The organism is Thioclava indica, from assembly GCF_000714545.1.
Classification (GTDB): Bacteria; Pseudomonadota; Alphaproteobacteria; order Rhodobacterales; family Rhodobacteraceae; genus Thioclava; species Thioclava indica.
The window spans coordinates 93133-116979 of sequence record NZ_AUNB01000002.1 but is presented as its reverse complement, the minus strand read 5'-3'; the positions used below and the strand labels follow the sequence as shown (position 1 = coordinate 116979).

General features: G+C 59.0%; 23 protein-coding genes and 1 pseudogene. 9 read left to right on the top strand and 15 right to left on the bottom strand.

Translation table 11 applies throughout. The features are described from left to right. Positions 1–22 precede the first annotated feature (22 nt). Entirely contained in the window at positions 23–307 is a 285-nt protein-coding gene (locus DT23_RS02805) for a hypothetical protein (protein WP_038127995.1), read from the bottom strand. Positions 308–748: 441 nt separating this feature from the next. On the opposite strand from DT23_RS02805, the pseudogene DT23_RS20280 reads away from it, so the two are divergent. Continuing rightward, a pseudogene (locus DT23_RS20280) lies at positions 749–883 on the top strand (IS3 family transposase); the annotation flags it as partial. Positions 884–1281: 398 nt separating this feature from the next. On the opposite strand, the gene DT23_RS18835 reads toward DT23_RS20280, so the two are convergent. Beyond that, positions 1282–1455, bottom strand: a complete 174-nt coding sequence (locus tag DT23_RS18835; RefSeq protein ID WP_038075379.1) for a DUF1328 domain-containing protein — start codon at positions 1453–1455, stop codon at positions 1282–1284. 246 nt (positions 1456–1701) lie between these two features. Here DT23_RS18835 and DT23_RS02795 point away from each other — a divergent pair, with 246 nt between their 5' ends. Both DT23_RS02795 and DT23_RS02790 read left to right on the top strand, forming a co-directional pair. After that, positions 1702–2121 (top strand): phage holin family protein, encoded by a 420-nt coding sequence (locus DT23_RS02795; protein WP_038127992.1) that lies wholly within the window; start codon positions 1702–1704, stop codon positions 2119–2121. Further along, positions 2118–3125: a hypothetical protein gene (locus DT23_RS02790; protein ID WP_038127991.1), complete on the top strand. Its 1008-nt coding sequence runs from the start codon at positions 2118–2120 to the stop codon at positions 3123–3125. Before DT23_RS02795 ends, DT23_RS02790 begins: the two co-directional genes overlap by 4 nt. A 134-nt stretch (positions 3126–3259) precedes the next feature. On the opposite strand, the gene DT23_RS02785 is transcribed toward DT23_RS02790, so the two are convergent. Beyond that, entirely contained in the window at positions 3260–3457 is a 198-nt protein-coding gene (locus DT23_RS02785; protein WP_038127989.1) for a CsbD family protein, read from the bottom strand. Between the two features lie 137 nt (positions 3458–3594). Between DT23_RS02785 and DT23_RS02780 the strand changes: the two genes are divergently transcribed. Continuing rightward, the gene (locus tag DT23_RS02780; protein WP_038127987.1) at positions 3595–4632 is read left to right on the top strand and encodes an AI-2E family transporter; all 1038 of its coding nucleotides are present in this window, start codon (positions 3595–3597) and stop codon (positions 4630–4632) included. Here the strand turns inward: DT23_RS02780 and DT23_RS02775 are convergent, their stop codons facing one another. The 4 genes from DT23_RS02775 to DT23_RS02760 are packed head-to-tail and all read right to left on the bottom strand — an operon-like array spanning position 4633 to position 8858. Then, positions 4633–6207 (bottom strand): phospholipase D family protein, encoded by a 1575-nt coding sequence (locus DT23_RS02775; protein ID WP_081846887.1) that lies wholly within the window; start codon positions 6205–6207, stop codon positions 4633–4635. Between the two features lie 55 nt (positions 6208–6262). Further along, entirely contained in the window at positions 6263–8116 is a 1854-nt protein-coding gene (locus DT23_RS02770) for a sensor histidine kinase (protein ID WP_240473530.1), read from the bottom strand. Continuing rightward, positions 8113–8703, bottom strand: coding sequence for an RNA polymerase sigma factor (locus DT23_RS02765; protein WP_038127986.1), 591 nt, complete (start codon positions 8701–8703; stop codon positions 8113–8115). The genes DT23_RS02770 and DT23_RS02765 overlap by 4 nt, the downstream gene beginning before the upstream one ends. Continuing rightward, a complete protein-coding gene (locus tag DT23_RS02760) occupies positions 8700–8858 on the bottom strand; it encodes a NepR family anti-sigma factor (RefSeq protein ID WP_240473529.1) in 159 nt (52 codons plus the stop codon). The genes DT23_RS02765 and DT23_RS02760 overlap by 4 nt, the downstream gene beginning before the upstream one ends. An 86-nt stretch (positions 8859–8944) precedes the next feature. On the opposite strand from DT23_RS02760, the gene DT23_RS02755 reads away from it, so the two are divergent. Next, positions 8945–9742, top strand: coding sequence for a response regulator (locus DT23_RS02755; RefSeq protein WP_038127985.1), 798 nt, complete (start codon positions 8945–8947; stop codon positions 9740–9742). A gap of 55 nt (positions 9743–9797) precedes the next feature. Here the strand turns inward: DT23_RS02755 and xylB are convergent, their stop codons facing one another. Then, entirely contained in the window at positions 9798–11234 is a 1437-nt protein-coding gene (xylB, locus tag DT23_RS02750) for a xylulokinase (RefSeq protein WP_038127983.1), read from the bottom strand. 3 nt (positions 11235–11237) lie between these two features. Next, entirely contained in the window at positions 11238–12269 is a 1032-nt protein-coding gene (mgrA, locus tag DT23_RS02745) for an L-glyceraldehyde 3-phosphate reductase (RefSeq protein WP_038127981.1), read from the bottom strand. Between the two features lie 102 nt (positions 12270–12371). Between mgrA and DT23_RS02740 the strand changes: the two genes are divergently transcribed. Further along, complete coding sequence (locus DT23_RS02740; RefSeq protein WP_051697000.1) at positions 12372–13214, top strand: YihY/virulence factor BrkB family protein; 843 nt, start codon at positions 12372–12374, stop codon at positions 13212–13214. Here the strand turns inward: DT23_RS02740 and DT23_RS02735 are convergent. The 5 genes from DT23_RS02735 to DT23_RS02715 form a co-directional block, all read right to left on the bottom strand. Continuing rightward, positions 13208–16819: a translocation/assembly module TamB domain-containing protein gene (locus DT23_RS02735; protein ID WP_038127979.1), complete on the bottom strand. Its 3612-nt coding sequence runs from the start codon at positions 16817–16819 to the stop codon at positions 13208–13210. The two genes, DT23_RS02740 and DT23_RS02735, sit on opposite strands and share 7 nt — an antisense overlap. Further along, the gene (locus DT23_RS02730; protein ID WP_038127978.1) at positions 16819–18612 is read right to left on the bottom strand and encodes an autotransporter assembly complex protein TamA; all 1794 of its coding nucleotides are present in this window, start codon (positions 18610–18612) and stop codon (positions 16819–16821) included. Before DT23_RS02730 ends, DT23_RS02735 begins: the two co-directional genes overlap by 1 nt. A gap of 120 nt (positions 18613–18732) precedes the next feature. Further along, positions 18733–19257 carry an isopentenyl-diphosphate Delta-isomerase gene (locus DT23_RS02725; RefSeq protein WP_038128033.1) on the bottom strand — a complete coding sequence of 175 codons (525 nt, stop codon included), beginning with the start codon at positions 19255–19257 and terminating at the stop codon, positions 18733–18735. A gap of 140 nt (positions 19258–19397) precedes the next feature. Further along, on the bottom strand, positions 19398–19901 hold the full coding sequence (gene secB / locus DT23_RS02720) for a protein-export chaperone SecB (RefSeq protein ID WP_038127976.1): 504 nt from the start codon (positions 19899–19901) through the stop codon (positions 19398–19400). A gap of 75 nt (positions 19902–19976) precedes the next feature. Continuing rightward, positions 19977–20486 carry an FxsA family protein gene (locus DT23_RS02715; RefSeq protein WP_038127975.1) on the bottom strand — a complete coding sequence of 170 codons (510 nt, stop codon included), beginning with the start codon at positions 20484–20486 and terminating at the stop codon, positions 19977–19979. Positions 20487–20606: 120 nt separating this feature from the next. On the opposite strand from DT23_RS02715, the gene DT23_RS02710 reads away from it, so the two are divergent. From DT23_RS02710 to DT23_RS02700, 3 genes are read left to right on the top strand one after another with little or no spacing between them, the layout of a single operon-like run. Next, a complete protein-coding gene (locus DT23_RS02710; protein WP_038127973.1) occupies positions 20607–21266 on the top strand; it encodes a Tim44/TimA family putative adaptor protein in 660 nt (219 codons plus the stop codon). A 5-nt stretch (positions 21267–21271) separates the two neighbouring features. Next, a complete protein-coding gene (gene mltA / locus DT23_RS02705; RefSeq protein WP_240473528.1) occupies positions 21272–22159 on the top strand; it encodes a murein transglycosylase A in 888 nt (295 codons plus the stop codon). Further along, entirely contained in the window at positions 22156–22758 is a 603-nt protein-coding gene (locus DT23_RS02700) for a Smr/MutS family protein (protein WP_038127969.1), read from the top strand. The genes mltA and DT23_RS02700 overlap by 4 nt, the downstream gene beginning before the upstream one ends. Here the strand turns inward: DT23_RS02700 and DT23_RS02695 are convergent. Beyond that, a complete protein-coding gene (locus DT23_RS02695) occupies positions 22755–23843 on the bottom strand; it encodes an alpha/beta hydrolase (RefSeq protein WP_038127968.1) in 1089 nt (362 codons plus the stop codon). The two genes, DT23_RS02700 and DT23_RS02695, sit on opposite strands and share 4 nt — an antisense overlap. Between the last annotated feature and the right edge of the window lie 4 nt (positions 23844–23847).

The window sequence follows — 23847 nt, the reverse complement described above, 5'->3', positions numbered from 1 at the left end:
CCTCCGGTAAACCCGGGGCGGTTCACATCGACAACTCCGCTAGGGCCGGCAGATGCGACTGCAGGCAAATCGTGCTCTTCGTCGGGTCGACCCCGACGGCGAGATAGTCGAGCGCGACTTCGATCACGTTGCGGCGCACTTTCGCCGGATCATGCGCATTGTCCGTCAGCGCCTGCGCATCGGCTAGAAGCAGATAGGTTTTATGGCTGTCTTGCAGGTCCAGCCGCGAGCGCAGCGACCCCGCATAATGGCCGAGATGTAGGGGACCGGTCGTGCGATCACCGGTCAGGAGTATGGGTTTGGTCATGGTGTCCTCTCGAAATGGGAGGGACGCCGCAAAGGAAGCTGAAAACAAGAAAAGGCCGCCTTCGCGGCGGCCCGGGTAGCATGAAGCGTCCGGCCGCCTATCAGCTGGCCGGCCACCAGAAGTTTGCGGTGGCGATCACGTGTTCCATGAGAGGTGGATAGAAGCTTCGAACACGCCCGTCAACTTCATGATCTCGCCAGCCAACCGCGTTTTGGAGCGGCGGGGCCTTGATGAAGCGTCCCTGATCAGGGTTTTTGGCACCGAAGACGGCCTAAACTGAGAGAGAGAGTCCGGCCCATCTGGTTGATTTCATTATGCGGCGCGCTGGCGGTGATGCAAGGGGATCTGACGTCAGCGCCTATGGGTTCAAATAGCGGTATTTGTTAAGAGTGTGTTCTTGGCTCATCGGAACCACTGAGGAGTGGAACATGAGACAACGATATCAAGCGGGCCACGCGCAAATAGTATTCCTCGAAAGAGAAGATCAGGATCGTCTTGCACGGCCTTCGTGGCGAAGACAGCATCGCTGAGCTGTGTCGCCGATCCGCGAAACGCCGGCGATTGTCGGGCGCGACACAGCTTCCGCGAGCGCCCATGCCGGAGCCGCTGCGCGAGGGCTTCATAGCTTGGCTCAAGCGCTTTGGTGACCTAGCTACCCGGAGCGTAACCGAAAGACATGGTTCTGATTTCACTTCCCAAAAGCAGAAATTTGTGGTTTGACTCAATTTGACAAATAGATGTTTTTCGGCCTTTGGAAACCGTGAAATTCACGCGAAAATCTATGGGGCGGAAGCGAAAACCTTTGGGCAAATTCCGCGAAATATTTTGAGCGGCAACTGGTCCGAAAACCCAACAAAATGGAAGTTGAGCGCGAAGCGTTTCGCGCCGCCCTACATCTGGACTGTAAATTACAAAAGGGCCGCTCCATTTGAGCGGCCCTTTTCATTAGCGTATCAGTCTCTGTTGCGGCGCGATTATACCGGTGGCTTACCGCGAACGGCGCGCGCGACCATGGCAACCACGAACAGGATCAAGAACACCACGAACAGGATCTGCGCGATGCCTGCGGATGCGCCTGCTATGCCGCCAAACCCGAGTGCTGCAGCAATCAGCGCGATGATGAGGAACGTCAGGGCCCAACCTAGCATGGGAAATCTCCTTACAAACTTGTTTCTACCGATGTTGACGCGTTCTCTTGCGTCTCATGGGGAGTTAACGAGAGCTTGAACTAGAAGTTCCCGGAAAAGAATCCTGAAATTGGGTGGAACTTTTCCCCATCAGGTAGGTTTCGCGGCCCCGCCACGATCACTCCCGGTGCGAGGAACCATTCGCATATTGCCGCGTTATCTTGCTACATTCGCAGCGTATTTTTGCGCTGCGCCAAAGGAGTGACGATGTCTGACGACGAAACCAATGACCACAAGACCAAGACCTCTGAACGTAGTGTTTCAGAGCTATTGTCGCATTTCGTCGACCAAGCCCGCGACATCGCGCGCGCCGAGGCTGCTCTTGCGCGTGCCGAAGCCATGCAACGCGTGTCGCTTGTGCGAAACGCAGTTATCTTTGCCGGTATCGCGTTGATCCTCGGGATTGGCGCGATTGGGCCATTGGTGCAATCGGGCGTTTACGCGCTGGAGTGGCTTGGGTTGGACAAAGGCCCCGCCACACTGATTGCAGGCGCAGTTCTTGTGCTGACCGCGATCATTCTCGCGTTGATGTCTATCGCGCAGATGCGGCGCGCGGGGCGTCCTCCGGAACGGATCAAGGAAAACCTGTCTGCCGATGTGCAGACCATCAAGGAGACCTTCAAGTGAGCAAGAAAGCGAAAATCAAAGACCTCGAGAACCGCCTGCGGGATGATCGTGCGGATCTGGCCTCAACGCTCGCCGATCTGACGGGGCGCATCGCCCCCGATTATCTATCCGAGCAAGTTTCGCAAATGGTACAAGAATATGCGCGCCCGATGGCCAAAAAGGCCGAAGAAACGGTGCGCGCCAACCCGCTGGCATTCGCTTTGGCAGGTGCTGGCCTCGCGTGGTTGGCCGTAAGCGCGCGCAAGGGCGATGATGAGTCAGCAGAGACTGAAGGCTCTGAAAAAGGCTCTGTTATGGCTCAGGATGGCCTGTCAGACGATTGGCTTGATGAAATCGACGAGCTGCGGGACACGGCGTCCGAGCGCATGAAACAGCTTGAGATCGCCGCGGCGAGCAACACCGAAAAAGCCGCGGACTACGCGAATGAGCGCGCTCGCATGGTCAGTGAATTCGCCTCAGACCTGCGGGACTCGCTACAGTCCGGCCTGGGCGATCTTAGCGACGAAGCACGCGAGCGTGTCGTGCGGGCGCGTGAGGCGGCCTATTCGGCGCGTCTGAGCCTTCAGGATCGCGCGAAAGATGCCGGTCGTTCTGGCAAGAAGATGATCAAGGATCATCCGCTGATCACCGCAGCACTCGGCATTGCCATTGGCGCGGCGATTGTGAACGCAATGCCTAAGCCCGAAGTGAACCGACGCTCGTTCGGTCCGCGCACCAATCGTCTTATCGACGAAGCCAAGTCGATCTACGACGAAGAAAAATCGCGCGTGAAATCGCTGGCCGATACGGCAGGCAAAGAGGTGAAACGCACCGCCCGAGCTGTCGCCGATACGGCGACGGAGGAAGCGCGCAAAACAGTGCGTGACATTTCGAGTCAGGCGAAAAGTGCCGGGCAGGATTTGAGCGAACGCCTGGCTCAACAACTGGCGGATGAAGCCAGCAAAGCGATTAAAGATGTAGGCGAGCATCTGCGCGCGCGTGGACATGATGGCATCACGCACTGATCGCGTGACAAGCACCAACGATGAAGCCGGGCCCAGCGCCCGGCTTTTTCATACCTGAGAGGCCCAAGAGCGGCCCAAGAAAAAGGGCGCTTCGCACCTGCGAAACGCCCTCTTTTAGCCGGAATAGTGTCGAATTAGTGCCTATCATACCAGTCATCGACCTCTTTCTCAGCGGCTTCTTTGGTCTTGCCGTATTTCTCTTGGACAAGGCCCACAAGCTGCTCACGACGACCTTCAGCTTTATCCAGCTCGTCATCGGTCATCTCGCCCCATTGCTCGCGGGCTTTGCCTTTGACTTGCTTCCAGTTGCCTTTGATTTCATCCCAATTCATGGTGTTACCTTTCTCTCCAGTTACTGGAAAAGAAACGCCAAACACGCGCCATACGTTCCAAAAACTATTTGATCGAATAGACGGAACCACAGCGCGAAAACCGCGTTGTTCACGATATTGGGAGCTTTACTCACACCATGAATCGCCTAGAGACCCTGTCGCGCGTCGCAATCATCGTTGTCGCCGTGATTGCCGTAGTTGCCGCGCTCGAACAGGTGGAGAGCCTGCTTGCCCCCGTCGTGCTTGCACTGGTGGTGGGGATCGTTCTCTCACCCATTTCCGATGCATGGGAAACCAGAGGTTTGTCGCCCGTCTGGGGGGCGCTGACCTCGATCGTTATCTCGCTGTTGGTCGCAGCGTTGCTGATACTGGTGATCCAGCCATTGGTGGCGCAGATGATCGTTCAGGCACCCAAGGTCTGGGCCGATATGCAATCGAGCGTTCTCGATCTGCGTCAGATGTTTAAGGGCATTCAAGACGCCAGCAACGAAGTCTCTAAGGCGATCACACCGGCCTCGGATAGCGGTAAGGACGCAAGCGGCTCGTCGGCAATGCCAAGCGCGACCGACGTTCTTTTGCTCGCCCCGGCTCTTTTGGGGCAAGCGCTGCTGTATTTCGGGACACTCTTCTTTTTCCAACTCTCCCGGCGTGAGATTTACGACTGGGTTGCCAAGCATCTTGCGCAATCCACGCAACGGGGGAACACGGCGCTGCGTCTGCGCGCCGCCGAGAACCGCGTTTCGCGCTATTTTCTGACAATCTCGGTGATTAATGCCGGGCTTGGCCTGTTCGTGGCGGCAGCCATGCAATTGATCGGCATGCCGAACGCGGCCCTGTGGGGCGTTATCGCCTTTTTGATCAATTATATTCTCTATCTTGGCCCGGCGATGCTGGCCGTGGCGCTGATTTTCGCCGGGGTTGCGGCGTTTGACGGGCTTCGTGTGTTGCTTCCAGCGCTCGTTTATCTCGGCTTGAACAGCACAGAGGGGCAGTTCGTTACCCCGACGCTTGTTGGCAAGCACATGCAAATCAATCCGCTTTTGATCTTCTTGTCGCTGACCTTCGGGATCTGGCTATGGGGGCCGCTTGGCGGTGTCGTCGCGATCCCGCTTTTGCTTTGGGCTTTGGTGCTGACCGACAGCCTGCGCGAACAAAAACCCTCCAGCGAAAGCTGATCAAACCATTTCCTCAGGCACGAAGGGCAGGCGCTTGCCAATGCGCCGACCGGCTTCGCAATCATAAGGCATCAGAAAGCCATCGCGGTCATCGGGGGGCAGCGCAGCATTTTGCTGGGCAATTTGCGCCCAATGCGCAGCCGCATTGTCCAGCTCAAGACAGCACGGATCAACGTCCTCGGGCAGCCAATGGCGCATGACACGCCCGCGCATCGCCGCAACCCCATCGCTGCGGCGTAAATAAACGCCAGCCTCGGTATCCCAAGCCAGCGAGCGGCCATTCAAATTAGCCGATGTCACAATTGCGGACTCGTCATCGAAAATCGAGACTTTCGCATGCAGATAGACCAGCGGAGCCCCTTTGACGTGGTCCCGCCCGTGATCAGGCCCTGCGGTGTTTTTCGACCGGGGCTGCGCGGGATTGCCCACAAATGCGCGTGCGCCAAAGGCCTGTTGCACGATCCCGATCGCGCGCGCCTGAAGATATTCGCCATAGCGCAGATCAGCGCTGATGCCATTGTCAAAGGCCATTTCCTCGGGCGCGGCTGGCACGATCAGGATCAGATTGAGATCCGGGCGTTCCTTTGCCGCTTTGGCCAGATGCCTCGCCAGAGACAGCGAGCGGAAATACTGGGTCTCGAGATAAATCAGTTTCTGCGCCCGCGCCGTCAGCATCTCATGCGCAGTGGCGATTTCACGGTTCTTCTCGCTCGGTCCAATCGCGAAGGGCGCAAAGCGGCGGCGGCAGGAAATCGTGCGCAACAAACGCCGGGGCGGTGCCGCGTCTTGTTGACCCGCTGCGACCTCGTGAAAGCTATCAAGATGAAGACGCGCCTCACGGATGACCGGACCCGACATTAGCAACTGGACATCATGCCAAGTCTGCGACCCTTTGCGCGCGTGTTTGGGTGTGTCGTAACGGCGGTCATTCAGGTCCAATCCGCCAATATAGAGCCATTTTTCATCGAAAAGCGCGATTTTCTGGTGGTGAATCGCGGGGAACAGCTTGGGCAAAGACAGCACCCGCTTTTTGAACCCTTGGCTGGCAGTCCCCGTCAGATACGGCACCAGCCCGGGCATATCGCGCAGGATGTTTTCCCGCTGCCCCGCAGGTTGATCATTAAGCCATTGCGCGTGCCTGCCCATCTTGCGCATCGCCACCGGCCAAAACGCCAGACGGACGAAGAATCCCGATTGCGCAGGATGCATCAGGGCGCGGGTGCTTAGCCGGGCCTGCGCCCCCGCCAATTCGCGCGCGGCGGCCAACATCCGCATCGTGCGCCAAGTGCCGCGATGCAGTTGCGGGCGGGCGCAGGGGTCAAAGTCTGTGATATCAATGCGCACCGCCACCCCCCGGCGCAGCACGTGCAGGATCAGATCAAACCATGTCTTTCCAACCTCACGCCCACGCTTTGACCGCAGCTTGGTCGTGAGATCAAAAATGCGGAAAGAGAGAGAGATATCATGGCGCGCATCCAGAAACGCGCCCTCAAGCGCAGGATACGCCTCGGCTGCGGTCAAAAGCAGTTTCGTCCTGCTTGTAGCTTGAATTCCGGCTTGTTGTAGACGGTCCATGCAACCCGTTCACTTCCGTCAGATTAGATCGGCGCTGACAACATTTGGCATGCAATCACGATTTCTCATCAGATTTAGCTGTTTCATCCGTATTAGATTTCAAGTGTTCTTCATGGCGCAATTCGCTTTCTTCCAGCGGACGCAGTGCAAACTCGGTCACAAGGATATAAATCTCGTCCACCGTCTCGATTTGAAGCTGTCCCGAAAGCTGCTGCACAAACGCATTCACCAGTTGCGACCCAAGCCCGGTGCCATCGACGCTTGCAGAGGGGGCGGCGTTGGGATCCACGGTGTTGCTGACACGCAGCCGCGCCCGCGCTCCGTCAAGCTTGCGCAGCGTGATATCAAGCGTCGGCTTACCTCCCGCATTCGAGGCATATTTCATCGCATTGGTCATGGCCTCGGTCAGCAAAAGCGACAGCGGCACCGCCTGATCTGGCGTCAGATGAATATCGTCGATTTGACAATCCACCGCGATCCGCCGCCCAGGCCCTGTAGCCAGACGCGTGATCTGGCGCACGATATCGGGCAGCAGTTCCTGGGCGCGAATGTCGGTCAACCCCGAGGTCTGATACAGCCCCCGGTGGATCGTCGCGAGCGAGATCACGCGTTCCTGCAAGCTTTTCATCAGCCCCTTCGCCTCGGGCGTGCGGGCCTGACGCATCTGCATGTTGATGATCGACGCGATAAGCTGAAGGTTGTTTTTCACCCGGTGATGCACTTCGCGCAGCAGCACCTCTTTGTGGTGAACGATGTCCTCAAGCTCTGCCTCGTCATGCAGAATCGTCTCGGTCATGCGATCATAGGCCTCGGCGAGATCGCGGATTTCGGTCGGCGCGCCCGATAGATTGAGCGTTCCGACAATTCGGTTACCCGTTGCGAAATTCGAGATCGCAAAGGCGAGCTTGCGAACATGGCCAATCACCAGTTTCTGCATCGCGAAATAGGCCACCAACAGGCTTGCCGCCCACATCAATGCGGGAAACAAGATCGGCGAAATATCGGCAAACGGGCTAAGGGATGAGACCTTCTCGGCAGGCCAACTGCCCAGCGCGTAAAGCTGCCCCGGAACCACTTCGACAACGGAATAGACGCGCTCGTGGCCAACATTCGAAACCCCGGAAAACGTCATCGCCCCAGCGCCCGCCAACAACTTGAGCGAACGATCTGCGGGCAGATGGCCTTGCGTTTTGCCTAAACCGTCGGAGGACGTCAAAATCGTGCCCTCCTCATCGAACGTCATAATCACCAGTGGACGTTTATCGTCCAGCTTGGGGCCATCTTTCGCGAGCGACAGCTCGGTATGGGGCATCGAGATCGAGATCAGCCCGATATGGCGCCCCGCGTCGTCATAAACCGGATGCGCCACGCCCAATACCGATGTCCCTGACACGGGCGCAGTACGATTGACGAAGAACGTGGTGTCGGTCGCTGCTGAAATTTTATCGAAAACATCCTCACCCGAGAAATTAAAGCGCTCTCCGGTATTCGAACATGTCATCTGCCCGTTCATGGGAATATAGGCGACAAGCGAGAAATTCTTAAATGCCGAGGCCACCTGCCGCATGCGCGCCGAGCAGGCCTGCGGATTATCAAGCAACGGCAAGACAGTGGTCGACAGCAAGCGGGCTGCGTCCTGTGCATGTTGGATAACGCGAGTTTCCCCCGCCACCGCGCGCATCGTCTCGCCCATCAAGGCCGCTTCCGAGCGCGCCTGCGCCTCGCGCGCCACGGATGACGATTGCAGAATCGCGATAATCAACAGCGGGAACAGCGCAACCGCCAGCATCAAAGCCAGCCGCACGCCCAACCCGTTGAAGGCCGCGCCCAGGCCTCTCGGGCGCGCGCGCGGCCAGTCCATTTCAGGCGTGGATTCGGGTTGCACCCCTTCGGGGGCCTCTGTCGTCATGCGGCGGCAACGCCGGAACGCCCCATAACAGCCATCGAATTACCGTCCGAATCCGACATGATATCCTCGCCCTCTTCCAGTTCGAGCATCTCAGCCAGACGCGCCCGAGCGCGGTTGGCACGGCTCTTCACCGTACCCACGGCCACGCTCATCATGCCGGCGGCTTCCTCATAGGAGAATCCCGAGGCCCCGACCAAAGTCAGAACCTCACGGTGTTCCGGGCTGAGTTGATCGAAGGCGCGCACGAAATCACTCATCGCAAGACGTCCGTCATGGGCCGGTTTTTCAAACAAGCTGGCCGCGTGCACCCCATCAGGGTCGGCCACCTCACGCTTGCGCTTACGCCGGTCGGAATAAAACGTGTTGCGCAAAATCGTAAACAGCCACGCCCGAAGGTTCGTGCCCTTCTCGAATTTGTCGATATTCGACCAAGCCTTAACAATCGTGTCCTGAACCAGATCATCGGCCGAAGCCCCGTTTCGGGTCAACGACAGCGCAAAAGCGCGCAACGCGCCCAGATGTTCGGGCAACTCATCGCGCGGATCGCGGATTTCAGTCTCCGGAGCGGTTTTGGAGGGCGTCTTCATTTGCCACTCTCCTTCGCCTTAAGTTGCGCCAGTAGATCTTTGAACCGATCAGGGACTTCTTCTTGCAAGGCTTCTTCGTAGACTCGCTTGAGATTGGCGTTGATCTGCTCTTTGATACTGGACTTGGACTTTTCGTCAGCCATGTCACTATACATTCCGGTTTCCGATCCCACATACTTTGCACGGAACCAAACGCAGGGCTACAGCGTTTGGTTCCCAGAAAACGAAAAAGGGGGCTTTTATGTCCGAAGACATCGTCGGCACCATTGGGGCCAACCTACCGTATCTACGTCGTTACGCGCGCGCCCTTACCGGCAGCCAAGACAGTGGCGACCGATACGCCGCCGCCACGCTTGAAGCGATTCTCGAAGATACGACACCTTTTGAGGATAACGATCCCAAGCTTGCTTTGTTCCTTGCGTTCCATCTCGTTTGGGCCTCGGCTGGTTCGCCATTGGGAGAGCCTGACAGCCGTCTCTCGGCAAGCGCGCAGGACCACATGTCGTCGCTGACACCGAACACGCGTGAGGCCTTGCTGCTTCACTCGATCGAAGGCTTCCGCGTTGAAGAAATCGGCACGATCATGCAGATCGACGCCGATGAGGCGCAGGACCTGATCGACATCGCGCTGCGCGAAATGGAAGCCTCTGTCGCCGGCAAAATCATGATCATCGAGGACGAGGCAATCATCGCGATGGATATCCGTGCCATCGTCGAGGATATGGGGCACTCCATCACCGGGATCGCGCGCACGCGCTCCGAGGCTGTGGAGCTGGCCGCCAAGGAGAAACCCGATCTGATCCTTGCCGACATCCAGCTTGCCGATAACTCGTCGGGCATTGACGCGGTGAACGATATCTTGGGCCAATTCGGGGCGGATTTGCCGGTGGTGTTCATCACCGCCTTCCCCGAGCGTTTGCTGACCGGCGAGCGGCCCGAACCTGCGTTCCTGATCACCAAGCCTTATACCGAGGCGCAGGTGCAGTCGGCGGTTTCGCAAGCGATGTTCTTCTCGTCGACCGAGACGCTCGCAGCTTAAATTACCGATCACGTCAAGTTCAAAGCCCCGGTTTCTAGCCGGGGCTTTTTGCGTTTCAGGTCAGGCCGGATATTCGGGACGCGGCTTCTCGATAACGCGCATGTGTCGCGTCGAAATCTGCCGTTTGGGCAGAAATAGGGTCTATTTCACGCGCGATTTGCGGTGGCGTTGCAATTTCGGCCCCAGCTCCAGTTGCCGCCATCAGCCCCAATCGCGCCGCCCCGAACGCACCGCCGTAATCCCCTGAAACAGGCAGCTTCACGGGCATGTCCAGCGCCGTTGCAATTGCTTGCAGCCAATAGTCGGATCGCGAACCGCCTCCCACCGCCAAAAGGCTTTGTATCTGCGTCCCGGTCGCAGCCAAGGCGTCACGGCAATCGCGGATAGCAAAGGTCACGCCCTCAAGAACCGCGCGCGTGGCGGCTGCGCGATCCGTAGCATGTTCCAAGCCGATAAACGCCCCGCGGATCGACGCATCGTTTAGCGGAGTACGCTCTCCGCCCAGATAAGGCAGAAATAGGGTCTTTCCGGGCGCTTTCAGCGTGCCTAGATCAGCCGTCAAATCCTTGGCCTGCACCCCCGTCAGGCGCGCGAACCAATTCAGCGCGTCGCTGGCCGCCAAGATCACACCCATCTGGTGCCAGGTATCAGGAAGTGCGTGGCAAAACGTATGCACAGCCGAGGCCGCATCGGGCTGATAGCCATCATTGGCCGCAAACAACACGCCCGACGTGCCGAGGCTGACAAAGGCTTGCCCCGTCTTCACCACGCCCACGCCAATTCCCGAAGCGGCGTTGTCGCCACCGCCACCTGCAACGATCACACCCGCCCCAGCACCAAACCGCGCCGCCAATTGCGGACGCAACTGGCCCGAGACGCCGGACCCTTCGACAAGACGCGGCATCTGATCGCGGCGCATGCGACTTGCGACTAGCAAAACGTCCGACCAATCCCGCGCACCGGTATCAAGCCAGCTTGTGCCCGCTGCATCTGACATATCGGACACATACTCACCCGTCAGCCAAAGCCGCAGATAGTCTTTCGGCAGCAAGACTTTCGCCGTTTTCGCGAATATCTCCGGCTCATGCTTGGCGACCCAAAGAAGTTTAGGCGCGGTAAAGCCGGGAAACACGACATTGCCGGAGATCGCGCGAAACTGCGGATTGGCGTCCAGCATCGCAGCCTCGCCGTGCGCGCGCGTATCGTTCCACAGGATGCAAGGCCGCAACACCGCGTCACTTGCATCCAGCAAAACCGCGCCATGCATTTGTCCCGACAACCCAATCCCGCGTAGCCCGGACAGCCCATACGCCGCGAGCTTCCCCATAACGTGCTCAGCTGCCGTGATCCAATCTTGCGGTGCTTGCTCTGACCAGCCATCCGCCGGGCGCGTGACGGTCAGCGGCGCGCTTGCCTCGGCCAGCACCGTTTGATCGTCGTTGATCAGAACACCTTTCAGACCAGACGTGCCAAGATCGAGACCGATATACATCGCTCATACACTCTCGGATGAGCGCGCCCAGAGGTTGATCGCCTCGTCCTGCGCGTGGGTATCTATTTCCGCAAGTTCCGCGTCTGAGAAATCCAGATTAGACACTGCACCAGCACAATCGAGCACTTGCGATGGTTTGGATGCCCCAATCAGTGCCGAGGTAATCCGCCCCCCACGCAGCACCCAGGCAATCGCCATCTGCGCCAGAGTTTGCCCACGCGCCTGCGCGATTTCGTTAAGCGCATGGATCTTTGCGATCGCCTCAGGAGTGATCACATCACGGTTCAGCGACTTGCCCTGCGCCGCGCGCGAGCCTTCGGGAATACCGCCCAGATATTTCTTCGTCAGCAACCCCTGCGCCAGTGGCGTAAACGCGATGGACCCCACGCCCAATTCATCCAGCGTATCGGTCAGCCCGTCGCGCTCGACCCAGCGGTTGAGCATGTTGTAGCTGGGCTGATGGATCAGCAGCGGCACCCCCATTTCGCGCAGGATCGCGGCGGCCTCGCGCGTGCGCTGCGAATTGTAGCTGGAAATCCCGATATATAGCGCGCGCCCGGACCGCCAGATATGTTCCAGCGCGCCCATCGTTTCTTCCAGCGGCGTCTCGGGGTCAAAGCGATGCGAGTAGAAAATATCGACATAATCCAGCCCCATCCGCTTGAGCGACTGGTCACACGATGCGATCAGATATTTGCGCGATCCCCACTCGCCATAAGGCCCCGGCCACATGTCATAGCCAGCCTTGGAACTGATGATCAGTTGGTCGCGGAACCCTGCGAAATCAGTGCGCAGGATATCCCCGAACGCCTCTTCTGCCGAGCCGGGAGGAGGACCATAATTATTCGCCAAATCGAAATGGGTGATGCCGCAATCAAACGCCGTCTGACAGATCGCGCGCTTCACCTGATGGGGCGTGTCGTGGCCGAAATTATGCCACAGCCCCAATGATACTGCGGGCAATTTCAGGCCGGACTTACCGCAACGGCGATAAACCATTTTGGAATAGCGATCTTCGGCGGGATGATAAGTCATGCTGGGTCTCCTCCTGTTAGCGGAAACAGAAACATAGCGCAGGGCGCTTCGCAAGTTGCGCTCAAAGAAAGCATGCGCGAAGGTGGCTGAAAGGAGAAACAATTGCGCGACTTAACAAAATTCGGGATCAATCTGCTGGGCAGACTGATGGCCTCTAATATTACTTTGGTGGCGGCCGGCGTGGCGTTTTACGCAATGCTTGCGGTCTTTCCCGGCATTTCAGCGACAATTGCAATCTGGAGCGCATTTTCCGACCCGGCCGTGATTCACCAATATCTGGCCGTCGCAAAAGAGTTCATCCCACAAGAGGCCTACGGCCTGCTGAACGAGCAAATCCAAAGCTGGTTGATCGGACCACGCGCCACGATCGGATTTGGCACGCTACTCTCGGCACTGGTGACCCTGCTCTCCGCGCGCGCCGGCGTGGCGGCGCTCGTGCTCGGCCTCAACGTGATTCATGACACCAAACCCCGTAATACCATCTGGAGCTTCGTGCTCGGCTACATCATGACGGTTTCGCTCGTGGGCGTTATGCTGCTAGCAATGGCGACCATCGTGATCGTGCCGATCGCCATCAATTTCCTGCCGTTTCATGAATATACAAGCATTCTACTATCGGGCCTGCCATGGGCGGCGATGTTGCTGCTGATGCTGACGGCACTTGGAATCCTCTACCGCTATGGCCCCAATATAAAGGCGGGGCGGCGCGATCCCATCGTCTCGCTGGGCGCGGTTCTGGCAACGGCTGTTTGGGGTCTCAGTTCGCTGGCGCTAACCTACTACCTCGCGAACTTCGGGTCATATAACAAGGTTTACGGTTCTATCGGCGCGGTAATTGCGCTGATGTTCTGGCTATACATCAGCGCGTTATCCGTGCTGTTGGGGGCCGCGCTGAACGCTGAGCTGAACGCCCATCGTACCAAGGCACGACAGGACGATCAGTAGTTGCGCTCGTAATAAATTCCGATCCCGCTTTTGCCGTCCGACCCAACCGTGCCACGCGCCGTGACGTTTTTGTTCACATCAAGGTTGAGGTTGATCTCGGAGGTGCCGTCACCCGCAACCGTTACGTCCGTATACAGGTTTTTCGACAGATACTTACCGGCTTTTAGCTGGGCATTTCCCGACGCATCCGTCGAAATATCAAGGTCGTCCAGCCCGGTGCTTTTGCGCAGCTTGCTGATGATCCCAACGCCACCTTTCCCCGCCAAAGTCGCCACCGCCGACGCCAGTTGCGCGGCTTGTATGGCCGACAGGTTTTCAAGGCCACGTCCAAAGATCAGGCGCGATATCACCTCGTCTTGGGGGAGATCGGGCGACGAAGAGAACGTCACTTGCGGCTCATTCGCCTGACCAGAGATCGCGATGGTAATCGTGTAATCGCCCTGCGTGGTGACTGCCGAGAAATCAATATAGGGCAACAGTGCGCCCTGCAGCGCAATCTGCCCCTTATCCAGCGTGAAGCGCTGTCCAAGAATTTCAAGCCGCCCACGGACAAGGTTGAACTGTCCGATCGGCACGACATTGGCCGTGGTGCCGCTAATGCGCAAGCTACCGCCCAGTTCAGCGTCCAACCCACGCCCGCGCACGAAAATGCCACGGCTAGAGGCGATTGTGACATCCAGCGGATAGGCGCGTCGTGGGGTAGAGCTGTTTTCAGCGGATGTAGAGCCGTTATTCAACAGATCTGCGCGTTCCAACGTGGCGCGCACCGCCGCGCTTTCGCCCACATGTGTCAGCCCTTCAGGCACCGAAGACGTGCCGCTAACACCAGATGAGGGCACGCGCAGTTCGGTATCCGAAAGCGTGATCTTTCCCGCAATCTTGGCACCACCCGCCAGTGGCCCGTCCATCGTGATCGTGCCAGAGGCGCGCGTGTCATACAGCTCTGGATCGCGCAGGCGCGCCCGATCAAAGCGGATCGTCAGATTGCCGTTAAAGGGTGCGGTCAGATCAATCGGTCCATTCACCGTCAGCGACCCGCCCGACCCCAGTTGTCCGGTCAGACCCAGTTGCGCCTTGCCACCCGAGAGTTGCACGCGAGTGTTCACCTGCTCCAACTCCATCCCAAGGTTAGGGGCCACGATACGCGTGCCATTGGCCGTGATCGTTCCTGACAGGGCAGACAACCCCGGCTTGCCATTGAGCCGCAGATCAAAACTCAACGGGCCTTGCACCGAGCGCGGCTCGATAAAGGCATTGGCCAGCGCGGTCTGCGCCGAGCCCGTGATCGACAGATCGGCGTCAGAGAAGTCAGAGGCGACCTGACCCGCAACTGTCGCACTGGTGCCGCCCGGACCGTTGCCCGAAATATTCACCTGATACCCAGTGCCGTCATCTGTCACCGTGCCATTCAGGCTGAGAGGGCCGGGAAATCCGGGGGCCAGCAAGGCCGCATTTGCAAGGCGCGCGTCCAGCGTGATCTGGCGGTTCGTATCGGTCACAGCACCCTTCGCCGAGATCGTAACCTGCGGGTTCTTCACGCTCAGGTTCTGTAGTTTCACACGTCCGCCGGTGTAATCGGCCGCCAGCGAGACGGTTGTCTTTCCACCCAAGACGCGATCAATTTCGGCCTGACCAACACCAAGGTTTTGCGCATTCGCATCCAGCTTGGCCGAGAATGTCTCACCCGAGCGCGTCACCTTGGCATCCGCGCTTAGCTGGCCGTGATAGCCACCACCGAGAACTGACAAGTCCTTCGTCTCGACTTGTGCATTCAGCACACCGTCTTTACTGTTCAAGGTGCCCTGCGCCGAGGCTACGACAGCGCGTGTGGTGGCATTGAACGCCTTGATCGTCAGGCCGGTTTCGTCCCGGCTGGCTGATAGCGTAATCTTGGAACTGCCCTTGAGCGCAGCATCAGCTTGCGGCTGGTTGATCGTGACATCTTGTCCTGTCACATCCAGATCCGCGTCAAACGCCCCCGTCAGCACCGTGTAATTCCCCGAAATAGAGCCTAACACAGCCCCGCTCAGCGGACGTCCTGCCAAACCCGACAGCGGGGAAATATCGCCATCATCAATCTGCGCCGTGCCGGTGATTTTGGCGCCCTTTTTCAGATCCGCGATCCGCAGATTGGCGTCGGCGCGATAGCCCCGACCCAATAGCGAAAGTTGCGACAGGCGCAGCGGCTGGTCTTGCTGCCACGAGAACACGGCTTTGCCCGTCACGAACGGCCCAACGGCTTGCGCAAGCTTTTCGTCCGCCAGTTCGATCCCGTTCGCGCTAAGCACCACTGTACCGCCCACGCTGGCAGGCGCGCCTTGGCGAATACGCCCCGAGCCCGATAAAAGCGCGCTGAGAAGTTTCGTGCCATCTTCACGGCGCAGCTCGCTCAGCCGCCCACCCAGCGACCAGCCGTCGCCAGTCGCTTGGTCATAGGCCAGCTTGATATCACCCGACTGCACCCAAGTTTTCACACCCGAGACCGGCAGTAGCACCTCTTGACCATCGCCCAGTCCCAGCTGCCCGGTCAGGTCAAATTTCTGCGGCAAGCCATTCGCGCCAACCGTCGCCGAGCCTTGCAGATTGAGCGCACGGGACTTGATATCAAGCGCGCTCAGGTTCGTTTGACCCGTAGCGGTGCGCGCTCCTTGCGCTACGAAAGACACGTCATTGCCAAAAAACTCGCGGTATTCCGGAGGCAGTAGCGGAGAAACATCGCCCGAAAATGCCGCCGAGAACCCGGTTTCCGGGGCAGTTCCCTTCGCGGCGCCCGCAGGCACGGCTTTGTTAACCGAGACCTTGCCCGCCAATCGCTGCTGGCCATCGGTGCTTAGCACGACATCGGCGGAAAACTTGTCGATTGGCCCGCTGCCCGATACCGCCAATGTAATCGCAGGCTCTCCCGGCAGTCCGATCAGTTTGGAAATGATCCCGCCCTTGCCCTCATCAACCAGCAGATCCAGACCCAGCTCGCGCGTGCTGTTATCATAGGACGCGGTCAGCGAGAATTTTCCCTTTTGCCCGTCAATCCGGTCGATATCGAGTTTGGCCTTGCCCTCACCGCCAGCCAGCGACACCGAACCGACAACTTTCACCGTTGCCGCCTCACCGATCACCGGCTTGCCGATGACGACTTTTTTCGCGTCGATCTTACCGATATTGAGCGCCACAGGCAGATCGGGCAGCGCGAAGGGTTTGGCCTCGGGCGTCGGGGCCGCCTTCTCCGTGGACGAGGCGCTTGGCAGGCGCGGCAGGTCGATTTCAGCGGCAGACAACTCGTCGATCTCGATCTTGCCAGTCAACAACGCCGTGCGGTTCCACTGGATCGCGCCATCCTTGATCGTCAACCACCTGCCTTGATCGTCCGATATCGTCAGCGAGGTAAACGTCGCACGCGAACTCAGCGCGCCCTCAAACCCGTCAAGACGCACCGTGCGCCCAGCGCCCGAAAGCGAATCCTCGATCAGCCCGGTCAGATAAGACCGATCACGCTGCGTCTGCCCCTCGGTCGCAGGGCCGCCAGTTTGATCCACCGGCGTGCTGTCTTGGGCAAAACCACCCAGAGGCCAGATCACCAGAGCAAGAGAAAGGAGAACGCGTTTCATCAAAATGCCTGTCCAATCCCGATATAAACCTGTGCGCCGCTGCCAGTGTCGCCGCTGACCGGAAAGCCGACATCAAGACGGATCGGGCCGATCCCCGTCTTGTAGCGCAAACCCAAACCGGCACCGGCCTGCGAGCCGCTTTCGCCGCCGCCAGCCACATAACCGTAGTCATAGAATGCCACGACGCCGATCGTGTCGGTGATTCCCACGCGCGCCTCGCCCGAGACGCCAACGAATTCCGTGCCACCGGTCGTCAAAGTGCCACCGTCCAGAATCGTGACGCCCAGCGATTGGTAGGGCTGACCGCGCACGGTGCCACCACCGCCAGAGTAAAACAGATAGTCGCGCGGCGTTTCTGCCAGATCAGAGCCAAACACCCGGCCCAGTTGCAGCCGCCCCGCCAACACGAAACGCTCCTGCGCGCCAAACCCTTTGTAGCCACGCAGATCCGCGGTGATCTGCCCGCCTGTTCCTGTGTCGCCACCCAAACCCACGTAAGGCGTCAGGCCGGTCTTGATGTAATATCCCTTGGTCGGATCAAGATCATTGTTGCGATTGTCATAGATCACATTGGTCGGGAGATAGATCTGGCGGAAGTAGGTCTCGCCAGAGCTGTCGGTCACTTTCGACCAGCGATATTTGATCGCCGTATCGACGGTCAGCTTATCGCTGAAGATGCGGCTGGCACCGAAGCCGATATCAAAGGCGTTCTCATCGTAATCTTCTTCATTCGATTGGCTGATCGCGGTCTCGAAATAGGCCGAAGTGTCGGGGCCAAAGGTTGCGGGGCGTTCAATCCGCGTGCCCAGCGAGTAATCTGTTCCCCCCGTAGCGCCGCCAATCCCGCTGATCGCGCCATCAATACGCAGCCGCTCGCCGCCGCCAAGCAGGTTGCGATGCAGCCAATAGGCGGTCAGCCCGATCCCGTCATCACTGTTCAACTCGGCCCCCGCGCCGATCTTGCGCGACTTCTGCTCGACCACGGCAAGGTCGACATTCATGCTGTCATCGGGGTTGAGCGTCTTTGCTTCGGTCACAGCGACCGAGCTAAAGATACCGGTGCGCCGCAGCCGTGCCTGCACTTTCTCCAGATCTTTGGGATCATAGACCTCCCCAGTGGGAAAGCCCGCAATCTGGCGCAGACGCTTGGTCCGCAAGCGTTTGTTTCCCGACACATCAAGCGTGCCAAAATGCACCAAAGGCCCGGGGGCAAGGCGAACATCGGCCGCCAGCGTGTTTGTGCGGTGATTGGCAATGATCGACTGACCGGCGACTTGCGCCTTGGCGTGACCATCGTCGCGCCAAGCGTCTACGCCAGCCGTCGCCGCCTCAACGACCAGGCCCGATTTCGCAGGCTGACCAATCGCGAACCCCTCAGGCAGTTTCGTATCTGGCGCGAGCGGTGCGACCTCTGTCTTGGAAAAACGAAAATTCGGGCCGGGGGTTACGGAGACCACGACATTGCGAACACTGGAAGGCGCATCGAGGGGCGAAATCGAAGCCGCCTCGCGCCCGTCCAGCTTGATCGACACTATCCCGGAATAATAGCCTTCGGAAAACAGCGTCGAGACGATGCGATTATAATCGGCACGTGCCGCAGAAAAAATATCCTGCGCATCTTTGCTTTTGTCCGAGGCGGATTGCTCGAGGAGGGACACGCCCTTGATCGTATCGCGCAGGCTGTCCGACGCACCCGGTGTCGTGAAACTGAGATCATAGGCAGCGGCAGGCAGCGCCGCCAGCACGCTGATCGCGAAACTGAGTGTGAATGTCTTAATCTGTCCCGTTCCCATATCGCGCCCCCATATGCAGGGGCAGAATCGCAAGTATCGCAGGGAAACGCCATAGCTTGCGCAAGGTTCCGCGCTGTTTGTGAAGGGGATCGGCGGAAATCATCCAACGCGCTGTCGGTGCTAGCAAATTAGCGTCGAAAAAATCCGCCCCATCTGCTCGTTCATGTAGATCCGCAGCCATTTTGAGAACCGCTCGGGATGGCGGCGCACCTCTGCAGCCAGATCATACAGGCCCACCCAACGCGTCTCGCTGACCTCATGGGGATCGGGCGTGATCTGCATACCGGGGCGAACATGGGCAAGGTACACCTCGACCACCTCATGCTCGATCAACCCCTCCGCGACCTCGGCACGATATTCGATGCGATCCGCATGGGCCGGATAAAGGCCGGTGATCCCCAATTCTTCCCGCAAGCGACGCACGGCGCAATGTTCCGGGCGCTCATCCCAATCGGGGTGCGAACAACAGGTGTTTGACCATTTCCCCGCCGAATGATCGCGCCCCGCCGCCCGTTTCTGGATCAGCAGCTTGTCACCATCCATGACAAAAATGGAGACTGCCTTATGGCGAAGTCCCCGTGCATGCGCTTCAGTCTTGTCGACTGGCATCAGCTTATCGCCGACCCAGGCCTGAATTTGTGTCATCGTGATCGCGTCCCATGCGAACGCGCGCTGCAAACGCAGAACGCCGCCATAGGATGCGTATGGCGGCGTTCAAAGTCACGGTGTCAGCTTGTCCCTGAGGCAGCATGCCGCGCCCCGGGTCTATCAAGCAGGCTGAAAAATCAGGACAGCGGAGCGGGTTCACCCGCTTCCGATTGCTGGCGACGGGCCAGTTCGGCGCGATACAGCGCGACGAAATCCACGATTTCGAGGTTGAAGGGCGGGAAGCCACCGTCGCGCGTCACGTCCGAAACGATCCGGCGCACGAAGGGGAACAACTGACGCGGGCACTCGATCAGCAGGAAGGGGTGCAGCTGGTCTTCGGGCACGCCCTCAATTTGGAAAATGCCGCCGTAATCGACTTCGAGCAGATAAAGCGTCGAATTGTCGGTCTGGTTCGTCGCGGTGATCTTGAATTTCGAAATCACCTCATACTGGTCGTCTTGCGCACGCTTTTTCGCATCAAGGCTAACCTGAACCTGCATTTCGGGCTGAACATCAGCCGCTTGCAGTCCCTTCAGGGCAACATTGTTTTCAAACGAAAGATCGCGCACGAACTGTGCGAGAATGTTCATCCGCAGTTGCGGCTGCTCAGCGGTATCAGCGCCATTGGCTTGATCAGTCATGAATATCTCCAACCTTGTTTGCGCCGGGTGTAGCACTGCTCGGCGCTTGTCTCAATTCTCAATAATGTGGTTTTGTCACTGGTCTTGATCTCGCGTCCAGCCCGATGGCCCGTTGCGCGGCGGCCTGCGCGGCGCCATGTTATCGATTTCCTCGGCATCAATCACATATGGATCACGCGGACGCCGCGGATCAGCGCCACCGGGCGGAAATGGCGACCCGCCCATCTCAAACCGCGCGACCTTTACCCGGCTGGCCAGCCGCGTCATCACCCAGTTGCGCACACCCGGGATCAACAGCAGCAGCCCCATCGCGTCGGTGAAAAAACCCGGCGTCAGCAGCAGCACACCCGCCACCAAGATCATCGCCCCATGCGCCAAAGGCCGCGAGGGATCGCTAAGCTCATTCAGCGAACGGCGCAAATCCTCAAGCGCGCGCGCCCCTTCGCGACGCACAAGCGCGGTCCCCAAAACGGCGGTAATCACCACAATCGCAAGCGTCGGCCACAAGCCGATCATCCCGCCCACCTTGACGAACAGCCCGATCTCGATCAACGGCACGGCCAAAAAGGCCAAAAAGATCCACATATCATCCTCTTTCTTCGCTCTGCACGTCCGAAGCCGCGCAGGTGGACTTGATCCTGATGCTGCCTTACATAAGTAGCCAACACTCGATACACAAATGCAGCTCGTTTCACAGGGGTTTCGATGTCCAGCGCCGTCATCCAACTAATTGTTCTCGCGGCGATCGCGATCTTTTTGATTATTAAGCTGAAAAATGTCCTCGGGACACGCGACGGCTACGAACAGCCGATCGAGCCAGAACAACAGCCCACGCCCACCGCAAAACGCGATTTCGAGGTGATCGAGGGCGGGCCGGACCCCGACATTATTGACCACGTCGATGAGGGGTCTACCGCGGCCATCGCCTTGGCCGCGATGAAGCGGGTTGAGCCGAAATTCTCGGTCTCGGAATTCCTGCAAGGCGCGCGCGGTGCCTACGAAATGATCCTGATGGCGTTTGAGACCGGCGATGTCGAGAAAATCAAACCGTTTCTGTCGCCCGACGTCTATGAGGCGTTTGAGAGTGCGGTGAACGCGCGCAAGGAACAGGGGCTTGACGTGCATGCCGAGTTCTTGGGCCTGCGTGAACTGGTGCTTAGCGATGCCGATTTTGATCACGCGACAAACGACGCCGAAGTCACAGTGCGTTTTGGCGGTGAATTGATCTCGGTCGCGCGAAATGCCGCAGGCGAGGTGGTGGAGGGCGATCCCAAAGCCCCGCGCAAGCAGCGCGATACGTGGACCTTTGCGCGCAAGATGGGCAGCAATGACCCGAACTGGCAGCTTGTCGCCACGGGCGGCTGAGGCGCGTGGCCGTAGCGTTCAACACCCTTTCCGGCTGGGACCGGGACGATCACGCCGCCGCATGGGCGGCGTTTTGCGTCACTGCCGATCTGTTCGGGTTTGCGCCTGCGCATACTGACAATCCGCGTGCAGCGTTTGAGATCTTGTTCGAGCCGGTCGATATCGCTGGCGAAAACGGCGCGCATTTCACCGGATATTATGAGCCTGAACTTGCGGGTGCACGCGTTAAGTCAACGCGCTTCGCATACCCTCTTTACGCAAATCCCGGCGCAATAGAGCCTGATCAGCCTTGGTTTTCCCGCGCCGAGATTAATGCGGGCAATCTGCTGGCTGGCCATGAACTCGTCTTTGTCGAAAGCGCCATCGAGGCCTTCTTGGCGCAGGTCCAAGGCTCGGTTCGCATTCGTCTTGAGGATGGCCAGACGCTGCGCCTTGGATATGACGGTAAGAACGGACAGCCCTATCGCTCCATCGGCGCGCAACTGGTGGCGCAAGGCGTGGCCCCCGTCGCGCAAATGACGCCCGATCGCATTCGCGAATGGTGCGCCGCGCATCCCGATCAGGTGCAAGACCTGCTCAATCACAACCCGTCTTTCGTTTTCTTCCGCATCCTCGATCTGCCTGAGGATATGGGTCCGCCGGGCGCAATGGGTCGTCCGGTCACGCCGGGGCGCACCCTCGCCGTTGATCCAGATGTTATCCCGCTTGGCAGCCCGGTCTGGATCGACTGCCCCGGCTTTGGCGCGCGCTTGATGGTCGCGCAAGATGTTGGTTCTGCAATCAAGGGCGCGGGACGCGGTGACATCTTTCTAGGCTCGGGTCAGGGCGCGGGGCAGCGCGCAGGTGCGATTAACGCCAAGGGACGGATGGTCGTCTTGCGGAGGCGCGCATGAGCAAGCGGCGCAAACTTACCCCCGAAGAGCGGGAACTGTGGTCGCGCGTCGCCGCCAGCACCCGCAGCATTCGCGAGAAACGAGCCGATTCCGCCGAATTAGAGTCTTTTTTGGACGGAACCTCTCCTGCCAAGCCCCCCAAACAGCCTAAACCGGAATTGCGCGGATTTCATCTTGGCCAGCACGCCAAGCCTAGCGCGCAACGCTTTGACCTTGCTCCCAGCCCCGCCGAACAATTGGCCCGCCAACCCGTCACAATGGATCGCAAGGCCCATAAGGCGATGACGCGCGGCAAGCTGAAACCCGAGGCCACGCTGGATTTGCACGGCATGACGCTGGCCGAGGCGCATCCCGAACTGATCCGGTTCATCCTCAACGGGCAAAGCCACGGGAAGCGGTTGGTTCTTGTGATCACAGGCAAGGGAAAACGCGGCGATGATGACGGGCCGATCCCGCGCCGCGTGGGCGTTTTGCGCCATCAGGTGCCGCAATGGCTGCGCATGATGCCGCTTGCCCCCGCGGTGATGCAGGTCAATGAGGCGCATCTCAAACATGGCGGCGGCGGGGCCTATTATGTTTATTTGCGCCGACTGCGCTAACCCCCCGACAGCGGATTTAGCACGATCTGGGTCGCATTATCGACCGTCAGGATGACCGCCGAGGCAAGGCTGGTACGCCCTGTCTGCTCTCCGGTGAGAACCTGCGCCACTTGTCCGGCCCGATCCAGCAGCTTGATGAGGGCCGGAGACTGCGCGAGATCAAAATGCCCGTCTCCGACGCTGAAGGCCCCTACATCGACCACCGTGACGCGATAACGCGCAACACGCTTGAAATCTTTGAGATCGCCCAGCCTGTCCTCCTGTCCCGACAAGCGCGCCGACAGTTGCAAGGCGCGATCACGCTGCGAGGTAAAAATGACAAACGGCTGGGGCAACGCACCAATCGCATCGGCCTGCGATTCAAAGACTTCAACGGCAATATCTGGCGAAATCAGGACGACTCCTGAGATCCGGTCAAACAAGCCTTTGTTATGCGCGAGCGCCTCTTGGCGCAGCACCTCCATCGACAGTTGCGCCCCCAGAGAATGCCCGATCAGCAGAATCTGGCGCGCACCTGCTGCCTGCAAGTCTGTTAGCAATTTCGACAAACCATCGCGCGCAAACAGGACGGAGTCGCGATCATAGGCATAGCCTAGAACATGCGCACGTGAGGGCCATGAATAATGCACCAGAACACCGGGCAAATCGAAATCAGCACCAAGCTGCGCGGAGCGATACAGCCCTTCGGAGAAATCGTTGTTAAAGCCGTGAACGAACACCACCGCCTGCCCGTTCTGCCGCACCAGCGCCGCCCTTAGGTCGCGGCGAAACGCATTTTGCGGCATGTCGATTTGCGCGCTGGACACCATGAACTGCGTTTGCGGGTCGGCTGGTTGTCCATTTTTCGGGTAGTCGATAGTGCCAGTTTGATGATCGGGCGGTGTTGCCACGTCAAACTTCGCCAGACGCAGATCGAAGCTACGGGCTGTGCCGAAAGGCTGCCGGGTTTCCGGATCGGGCGCGCGCGTGGAGCCGACAAAGATCGTGCGCGCCTCGGGAGATGGCTGCGCCAGATAGGCCAGCCGACCGCGCGGTGCGCAGCCAGATAGCACAACCAGAACCATGACAATCATCACGCGCAGCATGTTG